The organism is Bradyrhizobium ingae (genome assembly GCF_055791185.1).
Window position 1 is genome coordinate 215851 of the sequence record NZ_JBVUBB010000003.1, and the last position, 11725, is coordinate 227575.

The following is an 11725-nucleotide window of genomic DNA, read 5'->3' on the forward strand; positions in this document are numbered from 1 at the left end:
ATGGGACGTATCATCTGCTGCGGCCTTGGGCCTGGCGATCCCGACCTGATGAGCGTGCGCGCTGATCGCGAGGTGCGTGCGGCCAGGCACGTTGCCTATTTCCGCAAGAAAGGTCGTCCAGGTCAGGCGCGGCGCATCGTCGAGGGCATGCTTGCCGCCGATGTCACCGAATATCCGATGGAATATCCGGTCACCACAGAGATTGCCTTCGACAGCCCGGAATACATACGCCTGCTCGCCGGCTTCTACGACGAATGGGCCGAGCGGCTGGCGCGACTGGCGCGCGCGGTCGACGTCGTCGTGCTCTGCGAGGGCGACCCCTATTTCTACGGCTCCTTCATGCATTTGCACGCGCGCCTGCAGGGCCGTGTCGAAATCGAGGTCATCGCCGGCATTCCCGGCATGGCCGGCTGCTGGAACGCAATCGGCCAGCCGATCGCGCTTGGCGATGACGTAACGACAGTGCTGATGGGGACGCTCGCCGAAGACGATCTCGAACGGCGGATGCGCAGCTCCGATGCGCTCGTGATCATGAAGACCGGGCGCAATTTGCAGAAGGTGCGTCGCGCGCTTGCCTCGGCCGGCAGGCTCGACGAAGCCTGGCTGGTCGAGCGCGGCACCATGCCGGGCGAGCGCGTTACGCGGCTCGCCGAGACCGACGAATCCGACTGTCCTTATTTTGCGATCGTGCTGGTGCACGGGCGGGGACGGCGCATGGACGCCGGGGAATGACGGGAACGCTGACCATCGCGGGACTTGGCCCCGGAGACGAGGCGCTGGTGACGCCGGAGGTTTCCGCCGCGCTTGCGGCTGCGACCGACGTCGTAGGGTATGCGCCTTACGTCGCGCGCGTTGCTCCCCGGGATGGACTCACCGTGCACCCGTCCGACAATCGCGTGGAGCTTCAGCGCGCCAGCGAGGCACTGCGGCTTGCAGCGGAAGGACGGCAGGTCGTCGTCGTGTCCTCCGGCGATCCCGGCGTGTTCGCGATGGCCTCCGCGGTGTTCGAGGCGCTCGAACAGGCGCCGCAATTGCGAGAGCTTCCGATCCGCGTGCTGCCCGGTGTGACTGCAATGCTGGCCGCGGCCGCGCGCGCTGGGGCGCCGCTCGGCCATGATTTCTGCGCGATCAATCTCTCCGACAATCTGAAGCCCTGGGCGGCGATCGAGAAGCGCCTGCGTCTTGCGGCGGAGGCCGATTTCGCGATCGCGCTCTATAATCCGCGCTCGGCGAGCCGGCCGGAAAGTTTTGGCCGTGCGCTGGTGGTGTTGAAGGACGCGGGCTGCGGCGAGAGGTTGGTGATCTTTGCCCGCGCGATCAGTGCGCCGGACGAGCGGATCGAGACGGTGACGCTGAACGAGGCGACGCCCGAGATGGCGGACATGCGCACGCTCGTGATCGTCGGCAATTCGCAAACGCGCCGTGTCGGCCGTTGGGTCTACGCGCCGAGGCAGGCCCGATGACCGAGCCACGCCATGACTTCGGCCACGCTTTCGACCCGATGCCGTTCGGGCAGTTGCGGCCGTGCGATCGTGACGACGGGCAGGCCAAGCGCTCGGCCTGCGTCGATCTTGGCGCGCGCGCCATCGCCGCCGGAGTTGCGGGCGACGATCCAGCCGATATTGCGCGATCGCAGCATCTCGAGCTCGCTTTGAAGCGTGAACGGGCCGCGCGATACGATGACATCGGCTTCGAACGGCAGATCGCCTTCGGGCGGATCGACGAATCTCAGCGTGTAGGTGTGCTGCGGTTTCTCGCTGAACGGGGCGATATGCTGCCGGCCGATCGCGAGGAAGACGCGCGCCGGCGTCTTGGGCAGGGCCGCGACGGCGGCGGCGATGTCGGCGACCTCGATCCAGTGATCGCCGGGCACTTTAGCCCATGGTGCGCGTTCGAGGGCGATCAGCGGCGTTTGCGTTTCTGCGCAAGCCGCGACCGCGTTGCGGCTCATCTCCGCCGCAAAGGGATGCGTGGCGTCAATGACGTGCGTAATTCTTTCCTGCCGGATGTAATCGGCAAGTCCATTCACGCCGCCAAAGCCACCGATGCGGATCGGCAGGGGCTGCCCGGCGGGCGCCCGGGTACGGCCGCCATAGGAATAGACGGCATCGAAGCCTGCGCGCGCGATCTCCGCGGCGAGCACATTCGCATCACTCGTTCCGCCCAGAATGAGGGCGCGCGTCATGGCTGATCCCTGGCTGACCATCATCGGTATCGGCGAAGATGGCCTTGCCGGCCTCTCCGAGGCAAGCCGAAAGGCGCTTGCCAGGGCCGAGACCGTGTTCGGCGGCGAGCGCCATCTTGCGCTTGCAGGCATAACCGATCGTGGCCGTCCGTGGCCAGTGCCGTTCGATGCGAATGTCGTGCTGGGCTGCCGCGGCCGGCCCACCGCGGTGCTCGCGTCCGGCGATCCGTTCTGGCACGGCGCCGGCGCCAGCCTTGCCGAAAGGCTGGAAGCAGGTGAGTGGATTGCGCATTCTGCGCCGTCGACGTTCTCGCTCGCCGCGGCAAGGTTGGGCTGGCGGCTGGAGAGTGTTGCGTGTCTCGGATTGCACGCCGCGCCGTTCGAACGCCTGGTACCGCATCTCGCCAATGGCGCGCGGATTATTTGCCTTGTGCGCGACGGCAAGGCCGCCGGCGATCTCGCGAACTGGCTGACGGAACGGGGCTGGGGTGCTTCAGCACTGTGGACTCTCACCGCGCTCGGCGGCCCGCGAGAAAACATCGGAGTGCATCGTGCCGATAGCTTCGCGGCGGAATCTAGCGACAGCCTGATCGCGGTCGCGCTGGAGACAAGGGGCCTGAATGGCATTCCGCGCAGTTCCGGACTTGCCGACGATCTCTTCGCGCATGACGGCCAGATCACAAAGCGGCCGATGCGCGCGCTGGCCTTGTCCGCGCTGGCGCCTCGACCCGGTGGATGCCTCTGGGACATCGGCGCGGGCTCCGGCTCGATCTCGGTCGAATGGGCGTTGTGCGGCGGTTCGGCGATTGCGATCGAGGCGCGCGAGGACCGCGTTGTAAACATCCGGCGCAATGCCACGGCACTCGGACTTGCACACAAGATCACCGTCATCGCCGAACCTGCGCCCGGTGCACTGGCAGGTCTGGCGGCGCCGGACGCCGTGTTCATCGGCGGTGGTCTCGACGCCGCGATGTTCGATGCTATCTGGTCTCGCATTGGGTCAGGTACGCGGCTGGTGGCCCATGCCGTGACGCTGGAGACGGAAACATTGCTGGTGGAGCTTCACCAACGCCATGGCGGCGACTTGATGCGGGTCGATATCGCGCATGCGGGCTCGTTGGGGCGCTATCGCTCCTGGGAGGCGGCGCGGCCGGTCGTGCAATGGAGCGCGGTGCGATGAGGGTCGCAGGGCTCGGCTTCAGGAGCGACGTCACGCTTGCCGCGCTGCGCGAGGCGCTTCTCGCCGCCGGCGGTGTGGAAGGTCTCGCGGCTGTCGCAACCGTCAGCGACAAGGCGGACAGCGCCGCGCTGAAGCTGCTGGCGGGCGAATTCAACGTGCCGATCAAGGCCATTTCCGCCGATAAGCTCGTGGGCATTACGACGCCGACGCAGTCAGGCTTCATCAAGGAAAAATTCGGCACCGGATCGGTGGCGGAAGCCGTCGCGCTCGCGGCAGCGGGACGTGACGCGCGCCTGATTGCGACGCGCGTGGTCTCGCAGGACCGGACCGCGACCGCGGCGATTGCGGAGGGAGACGGCGAATGACCGTGCATTTCATTGGAGCAGGGCCGGGCGCCGCCGATCTCCTCACCTTGCGTGGGCGCGACCTGATCGCAGCCTCACCGGTTTGCCTTTATGCGGGCTCGCTCGTGCCCGAAGGCGTTCTGGCGCACTGCCCGAAAGGCGCCCGGATCGTCAACACGGCGCCGTTGTCGCTCGACGAGATCATCGCCGAGATCGCCAAGGCACATGCGGAAGGCAAGGACGTCGCGCGGCTGCATTCGGGCGACCTGTCGATCTGGTCGGCGATGGGCGAGCAGTTGCGCCGCCTGCGTGCGCTCGGCATTCCCTTCACCGTCACGCCCGGCGTGCCGTCCTTCTCCGCCGCCGCTGCGGCGCTGGAATCCGAGCTGACGCTGCCGGGGCTTGCACAATCGGTGGTGCTGACGCGCACGCCCGGCCGCGCGAGTGCGATGCCGGAAGGCGAGAAGCTTGCTGCTTTTGCCGCGACCGGCTCGGTGCTCGCGATCCATCTCTCGATCCATCTGCTCGACAAGGTCGTCGCCGACCTGACGCCGCATTATGGTGCCGACTGTCCGGTGGCAATCGTCTGGCGCGCAAGCTGGCCGGACCAGCGCATCGTGCGCGCCACGCTTGCAACGCTCGATGCGGCCGTCGGCGCCGAGCTGGAGCGCACCGCGCTCATCCTGGTCGGCCGCACGCTGGACTCGGAGGAGTTTTCTGAAAGCCGCCTTTATGCGGCCGACTACGACCGCCGTTACCGGCCGGTTGGTGCTGCGCCGCGCTTTCCGGAGGCGTCGTGATGCCTGCAGGTCTCGTCATCTCGGCACCGGCTTCCGGCGTCGGCAAGACAACGCTGACGCTGGCGCTCGCGCGCGCCTATCGGGATCGCGGACTCACTGTGCAATGCTTCAAGAGCGGCCCTGACTACATCGATCCCGCCTTTCATGCGGCCGCGACGGGACGCGCCTCCGTCAACATCGATAGCTGGGCGATGGACCGCGCGACGATAGAACATCTCGCCAGCCGCGGTGCGAATGCCGATCTCGTGTTGGCCGAAGGCTCGATGGGGCTGTTCGACGGCGTCGCCGTGCGCGGCGTCTCGGGCACGGGCGCCACCGCCGACATCGCGGAGATGATGGGCTGGCCGGTGCTGCTGGTGATCGATCCGTCCGGCCAGGCGCAGACGGCCGCGGCGATCGGCGCGGGCTTGCGCGATTTTCGTGCCGGTGTGCGCCTTGCCGGCGTCGTGCTCAATCGCGTCGCGAGCCCGCGGCATGAGGATCTCGTGCGGCGTGCGTTGAACGATGCCGGCATTGCCGTGTTCGGCGCGTTGCCGCGCCATGCCGAGATCAGCCTGCCGAAGCGGCATCTCGGTTTGGTGCAGGCCGAAGAGCAGGCGGAGATCGGCGGACTCATCGATGAGGCCGCGCGCTTTGTCAGCGAGCATGTCGATCTCGACGCCGTGCTGCGCGCTGCGTCCGCATGGTCGGCGCAACCGGCCACGAGCGGGCTCAACGTCACTCCGCCCGGCCAGCGCGTTGCGCTGGCGCGAGACGCCGCGTTCTCCTTCGTCTATCCGCACATGCTGGAGGCCTGGCATGCCGCAGGTACGGAGATTCTGCCGTTCTCGCCCCTCGCCGATGAGGGGCCCGATGCGCGCGCCGATGTGTGCTGGCTGCCTGGCGGCTATCCCGAACTGCATGGGGGCCGGCTCGCGGCGAACGCGCGCTTCCGCGAGCGCTTGCGCGCCTTCGCCGAGACGCGGCCGGTGCACGGCGAATGCGGCGGCTACATGGTGATGGGCACGGCCTTGACCGATGCCGACGGCGTGCGGCACGAGATGCTTGGCCTCTTGGGCCTTGAGACAAGCTTTGCCAAGCGCCGCATGCATCTCGGCTATCGGCTAGCCGAGCTCGCGGCACCGATGCCGGGGCATCAGCCCGGCGCGCGCCTGCGCGGCCATGAATTCCATTATTCGACGATCATTGCGCAGCCCGACATGCCGCTCGCGCGGGTGCAAGATGCGACAGGCGCGACCGTCGCGGAAACCGGATCGCGGCGCGGGCATGCGACGGGTACTTTCTTTCACCTGATTGCGGAGGACCGGTGAGCGGGTTCGTCTCCTTCATCTCCGCCGGTCCCGGCGATCCCGAGCTCTTGACGCTCAAGGGCGCCGCGCGGCTGCGCGAGGCCGACGTCGTGCTCTATGACGATCTCGCCTCCGGCGCGATCCTCGAGCTGGCCCGGCCCGGCGCCAATCTGGTGGCGGTCGGAAAACGCGCCGGCCGGCCCTCGACCAAGCAGCAGCACGTCAACCGCCTGCTGGTCGATTATGCGTTGACTGGCGCGCGCGTGGTGCGGCTGAAATCCGGCGATGCCGGCATCTTCGGCCGGCTCGAAGAGGAGATCGAGACGCTGCGGGCGGTCGGGATCGACTACGAGATCGTGCCGGGCGTCACCTCGGCCTGCGTCGCGGCGGCTCGAGCCGGCATCCCCCTGACCCGGCGGAATACCGCGCGCCGGGTGCAGTTCGTGACGGGAGCCGATGTGACCGGGCAGTTGCCGGAGAATCTCAATTGGGTCGCGCTCGCCGATCCGGATGCGACGACCGTTGTCTATATGGGCCGGCGCACGTTTCCGGATTTGGCCGCGAAGCTGATCGCGCACGGCCTTGCCCCAGGCACGCCGGCGCTGTTTGCTGAATCGCTCGGCCGGGCCGATGAACGGCTCGTCCGGACGACGATTGCCGAACTTGCCGAACAGCTCTCGCGAGGTGGCGCGGCAACCTCGGCCGCCGTCATCCTGTTCGGGGCTCTGGCTGAGGTCGATCCGTCATGCTGATGCTCTCCTTGATAGGTATTGGTTGCGGCGATCCCGGGCAGCTTACGCTCGCCGCGATCCGTGCCATCAACGCGGCTGATCTCGTCCTGATCCCGCGCAAGGGAGCGCAGAAATCCGATCTCGCCGAATTGCGGCGGGCGATCTGCGCCGAGGTGCTCACCAACAAGGAAACACGCATCGCGGAGTTCGACTTGCCGGTGCGCGACGCCGAGGCCGATTACCGCCGGGGCGTCGATGATTGGCACGATGCTGTCGCCGCGACGTGGTCGCAGGCGATCGCGGCCCATCTCGGACGCGATGGCCGCGTCGCGCTGCTGATCTGGGGCGATCCGTCGCTCTATGACTCCTCTTTGCGGATCGCTCGACGGCTCGATCCTGTGCCCGCGATCGAAGTCATCCCCGGCATCACCTCGATCCAGGCGCTGTGCGCGGCGCATGCGCTGCCGCTGAACGATATCGGCGAGCCGTTCCTGGTGACCACAGGACGGCGACTGCGCGAAGGCGGCTGGCCTGACGGTACCGACACCGTGGTCGTGATGCTCGATGGCGGCACGGCGTTTCAGTCACTCGATCCGGAGGGCCTGCAGATCTGGTGGGGTGCCTATCTCGGCATGTCCGACCAGATCGTCATGTCGGGTGCATTGGCTGAGATCGGCCCGCGTATCGCCGCGGCACGGCAAGAGGCGCGCGAACGGCACGGCTGGATCATGGACAGCTACATTCTCAAACGCAGAGCGTGACACAACCGCAGTCGCGTGAACGGAGGCAGGACAACATGCTCCCCAATTGGGTCTACGGGAAATGCCCGGATATCTCGACCGCGCATCGCGAGGCGGCGATCGCGCGGCAGGCGCAACTGACCAAGCCGACCGGCGCACTCGGCCGGCTCGAGCAGGTCGCGATTGATCTTGCGGGCCTCCAGGAGACGGAAGAGCCTCGCGCCGCGCGCGTGCCGATCATCATCTTTGCCGGCGATCACGGCATCGTTGCCCAGGGCGTATCGGCCTATCCGCAGGAAGTCACGATCGCGATGATGTCGAATTTCGCCGCGGGCGGTGCCGCGATCTCGGTGCTGGCGCGTGAACTGGGTTCGAGCCTCGAGGTCGTCGACGCCGGCTCACTGGCGCAGTCGGAGGTCGCGGGGATCGTCGCGGACAAGCCGCGCTGCGGCACCCGCGATTTCAGCGTGGAAGCCGCGCTTGAGCCGGCGGAACTGGCATTTGCGTTCGAATGCGGGCAGCGCGCGGTGGCGCGTGCGGCGGCGAAGCAGCCCGATCTCCTCATCCTCGGCGAGATGGGAATCGGCAACACCACGGCCTCGGCAGCGATCGCGGCAAGCCTGCTGGGTGTGAGCGCCGACGAAATCGCAGGCAGCGGCACCGGTGTCGATGCTGCGGGTCGCGCACACAAGGCGCGCGTGATCGATGCTGCGCTCGTGCGGCATGGCCTGACGAAGGCGGCGTCCGCGGAGGAGGTCCTGCGTACGGTCGGCGGCCTTGAAATCGCGGCGATCTGCGGCGCGATCATCGCGGCCGCGCAGCGGCGTATCCCAACGCTGATCGACGGCTTCATCGTGTCGGTTGCTGCGCTGGCGGCCGCGCGCCTCAATCCGTCATGTCAGCCGTTCCTGCTGCCATCGCATCAGTCGGCGGAGCAGGGGCATCGCCTGGTGCTTCGTGCCCTGAACGTTCAGCCGCTGGTCAGCCTCGATCTCCGGCTCGGGGAGGGATCAGGCGCGGCGATCGCGCTGCCGCTGGTGCGGCTTGCTTGCGCTCTGCACAATGGCATGGCGACGTTCGCGCAGGCCAATGTTCCGGACCGCCCGGCGTGAGACTCAAGCGATCGTCTGATTGACCGAGACGACGCGCCAGCCATCCGACAGCCGGTCGATGCGGGTGAGCGAGAGCGGATCGATCGCAAAACGCAGGGCCGCTTGTGGTGCGAGGTCGAGCGCGATGCATAGGGCAGAGCGGATGGTGCCGGAATGGACGATGAGGATCGCTGATCCTCCTTCGATACGGTGAAGGCCTTCGCGCGTTTTGGCGATTTGGTCTTCAAAGCTTTCGCCGCCTGGGGGCTTCGAGCCGGCCGGATCGGCCCAGAACTTTGCATAGGCCGCGCCGCCCGCGGCAGCGAGTTCATCGTGACGTCGTCCGCTCCATTCGCCAAAATCCTGCTCGCTGAAGGCGGGCACGCAGACCGGCTCAAGCCCGAGCGCGCGTGCCGTTTCGAGGGTCCGCCGGGCCGGGCTCGCGTAGCTCGCGGCCCCCGCCGGCAGATGCCGTCGCAGAGCGTCCAGTCGCGTCCGGTCGCTGAGATCGGCCGGCGCGTCCATGGCGTGGATCGTCCCTGCGATGCCATCGACAACGGCGTGTCTTACGAGCCAGAGGAAGGTGTCCCCTTCCATTCAACGTCTCCAACGATACTTGCAAAGGATATTTGCGCTGCTGCGACAAGAACGCCGCAGCTTCCACATTGACTCTCTCTTGCTCTTAATCATAGATGCTCGTGACGGTTTCCCCATCCGGGGATGAAAAGGGAATGCGGTGCGGGGAGTTTCCCCAATGCCGTAGCTGCCCCCGCAACTGTAAGCGGAGAATCCTTCGTCACAAGCCACTGGGCTCTCGGTCCCGGGAAGGCGGCGAAGAGGTCATGACCCGCGAGCCAGGAGACCTGCCGTCAGCCGTGGTCACACGCGAAGATGTCGGTCGGGGAGTACAGACATTTGGCTTAGCCGGAGGCGGGAAATGCGCTGAAGGTTGAGACTTGGTTCGCTGTGACGTGCCACTGACGTCATACCGAGGCCCGAACCATGTCTTCTGCCCGTACCGGCAATTTGCCCAAATTCCTGCGCGCGTCCGGCATTCTCACCCCGTTTATCTTCGTCGATGTTTCCGCAGCCGTTGCGCAGCAAGCCCGCGAGCAATTGCCGCCCGTCGAGGTTCGCCAGATCGACCAGAACCGCAAGCCAGCCAAGCCGAACAGACGCGATGAGCGGAGCGCCCGGCGACCGGCGCCGAACCGAGCGGCGACCGCCACGACCACGCAAAAGCAGGCCGTTCAGAACGTGACACAGACCCCACTGAACACGAACGCGGTGGCCGCAAGCGCTTCACGCCTGGGACTGACCGCGCGCGAGGTGCCCGCGACCGTGGAGGTGATCTCGGCAGAGACGATCCGCGAGCAGGGCTACCGCACCGTTTCGGACGTCGCTCAGGGTGCCGTCGGCGTTACTGCCGGAGACAATCCGGCCGAGCCCTCAGCCTTCTCGATGCGCGGCTTCACCAACAGCCAGATCAACACCCTCTACAACGGCATCAAGATCGGCCCACAGAACATGACCTCCCGCGTCATGGACACGGCCAATCTTGAGGCGATCGAATTTCTGAAAGGGCCTGCCTCGCTGATGTCAGGCGAGGGCGCCAGCGGCGGCGCGATCAATTTCGTGACCAAGCAGCCGCACACCGGGCCGGTGCAGAACGAGGCGTTCTTCGCCTACGACTCGCTGAACTCGTTCCGCACCTATTACGGCTCCGGTGGCAGCACCAATGTGCAGGGCCTGGACTACCGGTTCGACGTCAGCCGCTCCTCGCTCAACGGCTTTGCCGACGACACCAATACCAAGACGCTCGACGTCTCTAGCCAGCTCAACTATCGCATCTCGGACAATCTCAAGATCTGGGGCGCGATCGAGTACCGGGAGGACCGCTCGAAGGCCTATTGGGGTGCGCCGCTGGTGCCGATTGCTTTCAGCGGTTCGCACGCGACGACGGGGATCGTTTCGGGCACTTATGTCTCGAGCAGCGGGACCAATCTTGGCCCCATCACGATCGACGATCGTACCTTCAACACCAACTACAACGTTCTCGATAATCGCAATGTGGCGCAGGAAGTGTGGCTGCGCGGCGGCTTCGAACTCAAGCTCGCGCCGGACCTGACCTTGAAGAGCCAAGCCTATGGCTATGGCGCGGAGCGCTCGTGGTTCAACAACGAGGTGGAGGCCTTCAACTCTGTTTCGAACCAAGTCGATCGCGGCCGCTTTTACGTTGCACATAGCCAGCGGTTGTTTGGCAACATTACCGATCTAACCTGGGATGCGAATATCGCAGGCTTCGACAACCGCCTTGTCACAACGCTTGCCGCAAGCGATCTTGATTTCGTCAGACCCGGCGCGGCCAACGCCGACTTTCCCCACGATTCCGTCACGCTCGTCGATCCCGTGCGTGGCTATTATGGCCCCCTCACGATTCAGCAGCAAACGGCGCGGATCAACAACGAGGCGCTGTCGTTCGAGGACCGGCTGAAGCTGACGCGCAGCTTTGCGCTGGTCGGTGGTCTCCGCGTCGAGCATATAGGGCTCGACCGCAATTCGACCAACGTCAGCGGCCTCGAGAAGGCAGGCTTTCCGTTCACGAAAGACTGGGCGCCGGTGACGGGCCGCATCGGCTACACCTGGGAAGCGGTGCCCGGCCTGACCTTCTTCAGCCAGTACGCGACCGGCGCCGATGTCTCGGCCAACAACGTCTTCCTGCTCGCGCCCACCCAGCCGCTCGACCTGACGACCTCGCGTACCTACGAGACCGGCGTCAAGCATCTGTTCTGGGACAACAGGGCTGAGTGGTCGTTCTCGGCCTACGACATCTTGCGCAAGAACGTCTACGCGGCCGCCGGCGGCATGCAGCTCAATATCGCCGGGCGGCAGGAGTCCAAGGGCGTTGAGCTCGCCGGTGCCGTGCGCGTGACGGATGCCATGCGGCTGTGGGGCAATATCGCCTACGTCGATGCGCGCTATGCCGACTACGATTTCGCCGGTGGCTCGTTCTCCGGAAACACGCCGCCGAATGTGCCGCGCATCGTCGCCAATGCCGGCGCGTCCTATCGCTTCTTTACACCATGGCCGGTGGAGTTCGGCGTCGTCGGACGTCACGTCGGCGATCGCTACAACACCGATGCGAACACCGTGACGCTGAACGCCTACACGATCGCGGACGTCTACGCTTTCGTCGACATCCCGAAGTCGGTGTTCTCCGCCGTCGAGCAGACGCGTCTGACGTTCCGCGTGCGCAACGTCACTGACAAGCGCTATGCGGTCTGGGGCGATCCGTTCTACCCCGATCAGGTCCTGCTGGGCGCACCGCGCACCTACGAGATCTCCGCCGCGTTCAAGTGGTGAGG

The 11725-nt window shown here is 66.1% G+C and carries 12 protein-coding genes and 1 riboswitch; of the genes, 10 read left to right on the top strand and 2 right to left on the bottom strand.

The window, feature by feature from the left end; genetic code table 11:
• On the top strand, positions 1-732 hold the full coding sequence (locus ACV1FX_RS06015) for a precorrin-2 C(20)-methyltransferase (RefSeq protein ID WP_473116636.1): 732 nt from the start codon (positions 1-3) through the stop codon (positions 730-732).
• Positions 729-1463, top strand: a complete 735-nt coding sequence (gene cobJ, locus ACV1FX_RS06020) for a precorrin-3B C(17)-methyltransferase (protein ID WP_473116637.1) — start codon at positions 729-731, stop codon at positions 1461-1463. Before ACV1FX_RS06015 ends, cobJ begins: the two co-directional genes overlap by 4 nt.
• Here the strand turns inward: cobJ and ACV1FX_RS06025 are convergent.
• Complete coding sequence (locus ACV1FX_RS06025) at positions 1439-2185, bottom strand: cobalt-precorrin-6A reductase (protein ID WP_473116638.1); 747 nt, start codon at positions 2183-2185, stop codon at positions 1439-1441. The two genes, cobJ and ACV1FX_RS06025, sit on opposite strands and share 25 nt — an antisense overlap.
• On the opposite strand from ACV1FX_RS06025, the gene cbiE reads away from it, so the two are divergent.
• From cbiE to cobT, 7 genes are read left to right on the top strand one after another with little or no spacing between them, the layout of a single operon-like run.
• Positions 2184-3365 carry a precorrin-6y C5,15-methyltransferase (decarboxylating) subunit CbiE gene (cbiE, locus tag ACV1FX_RS06030; protein WP_473116639.1) on the top strand — a complete coding sequence of 394 codons (1182 nt, stop codon included), beginning with the start codon at positions 2184-2186 and terminating at the stop codon, positions 3363-3365. The genes ACV1FX_RS06025 and cbiE overlap by 2 nt on opposite strands.
• Complete coding sequence (locus ACV1FX_RS06035) at positions 3362-3730, top strand: cobalamin biosynthesis protein (protein WP_473116640.1); 369 nt, start codon at positions 3362-3364, stop codon at positions 3728-3730. The genes cbiE and ACV1FX_RS06035 overlap by 4 nt, the downstream gene beginning before the upstream one ends.
• Entirely contained in the window at positions 3727-4509 is a 783-nt protein-coding gene (gene cobM / locus ACV1FX_RS06040; RefSeq protein ID WP_473116641.1) for a precorrin-4 C(11)-methyltransferase, read from the top strand. Before ACV1FX_RS06035 ends, cobM begins: the two co-directional genes overlap by 4 nt.
• Positions 4509-5819, top strand: coding sequence for a cobyrinate a,c-diamide synthase (locus ACV1FX_RS06045; protein WP_473116642.1), 1311 nt, complete (start codon positions 4509-4511; stop codon positions 5817-5819). The genes cobM and ACV1FX_RS06045 overlap by 1 nt, the downstream gene beginning before the upstream one ends.
• On the top strand, positions 5816-6550 hold the full coding sequence (cobA, locus tag ACV1FX_RS06050) for a uroporphyrinogen-III C-methyltransferase (RefSeq protein ID WP_473116643.1): 735 nt from the start codon (positions 5816-5818) through the stop codon (positions 6548-6550). The genes ACV1FX_RS06045 and cobA overlap by 4 nt, the downstream gene beginning before the upstream one ends.
• Positions 6544-7290: a precorrin-6A synthase (deacetylating) gene (gene cobF, locus ACV1FX_RS06055; protein WP_473116644.1), complete on the top strand. Its 747-nt coding sequence runs from the start codon at positions 6544-6546 to the stop codon at positions 7288-7290. The genes cobA and cobF overlap by 7 nt, the downstream gene beginning before the upstream one ends.
• A 35-nt stretch (positions 7291-7325) precedes the next feature.
• Positions 7326-8381, top strand: a complete 1056-nt coding sequence (gene cobT / locus ACV1FX_RS06060; protein ID WP_473116645.1) for a nicotinate-nucleotide--dimethylbenzimidazole phosphoribosyltransferase — start codon at positions 7326-7328, stop codon at positions 8379-8381.
• A gap of 3 nt (positions 8382-8384) precedes the next feature.
• Here cobT and ACV1FX_RS06065 read toward each other — a convergent pair whose 3' ends face one another.
• Complete coding sequence (locus ACV1FX_RS06065) at positions 8385-8957, bottom strand: histidine phosphatase family protein (RefSeq protein WP_473116646.1); 573 nt, start codon at positions 8955-8957, stop codon at positions 8385-8387.
• Between the two features lie 88 nt (positions 8958-9045).
• Positions 9046-9245, top strand: a riboswitch (cobalamin riboswitch).
• A gap of 117 nt (positions 9246-9362) precedes the next feature.
• Between ACV1FX_RS06065 and ACV1FX_RS06070 the strand changes: the two genes are divergently transcribed.
• On the top strand, positions 9363-11723 hold the full coding sequence (locus tag ACV1FX_RS06070) for a TonB-dependent receptor (protein WP_473116647.1): 2361 nt from the start codon (positions 9363-9365) through the stop codon (positions 11721-11723).
• Positions 11724-11725: the final 2 nt, after the last annotated feature.

What these genes read in the sequence shown, in the direction of transcription:
- ACV1FX_RS06015 (WP_473116636.1), top strand. Translation starts at nt 1, where the DNA reads ATGGGACGTATCATCTGCTGCGGCCTTGGGCCTGGCGATCCCGACCTG.
- cobJ (WP_473116637.1), top strand. Translation starts at nt 729, where the DNA reads ATGACGGGAACGCTGACCATCGCGGGACTTGGCCCCGGAGACGAGGCG.
- cbiE (WP_473116639.1), top strand. Translation starts at nt 2,184, where the DNA reads ATGGCTGATCCCTGGCTGACCATCATCGGTATCGGCGAAGATGGCCTT.
- ACV1FX_RS06025 (WP_473116638.1), bottom strand. Translation starts at nt 2,185, where the DNA reads ATGACGCGCGCCCTCATTCTGGGCGGAACGAGTGATGCGAATGTGCTC.
- ACV1FX_RS06035 (WP_473116640.1), top strand. Translation starts at nt 3,362, where the DNA reads ATGAGGGTCGCAGGGCTCGGCTTCAGGAGCGACGTCACGCTTGCCGCG.
- cobM (WP_473116641.1), top strand. Translation starts at nt 3,727, where the DNA reads ATGACCGTGCATTTCATTGGAGCAGGGCCGGGCGCCGCCGATCTCCTC.
- ACV1FX_RS06045 (WP_473116642.1), top strand. Translation starts at nt 4,509, where the DNA reads ATGCCTGCAGGTCTCGTCATCTCGGCACCGGCTTCCGGCGTCGGCAAG.
- cobF (WP_473116644.1), top strand. Translation starts at nt 6,544, where the DNA reads ATGCTGATGCTCTCCTTGATAGGTATTGGTTGCGGCGATCCCGGGCAG.
- cobT (WP_473116645.1), top strand. Translation starts at nt 7,326, where the DNA reads ATGCTCCCCAATTGGGTCTACGGGAAATGCCCGGATATCTCGACCGCG.
- ACV1FX_RS06065 (WP_473116646.1), bottom strand. Translation starts at nt 8,957, where the DNA reads ATGGAAGGGGACACCTTCCTCTGGCTCGTAAGACACGCCGTTGTCGAT.
- ACV1FX_RS06070 (WP_473116647.1), top strand. Translation starts at nt 9,363, where the DNA reads ATGTCTTCTGCCCGTACCGGCAATTTGCCCAAATTCCTGCGCGCGTCC.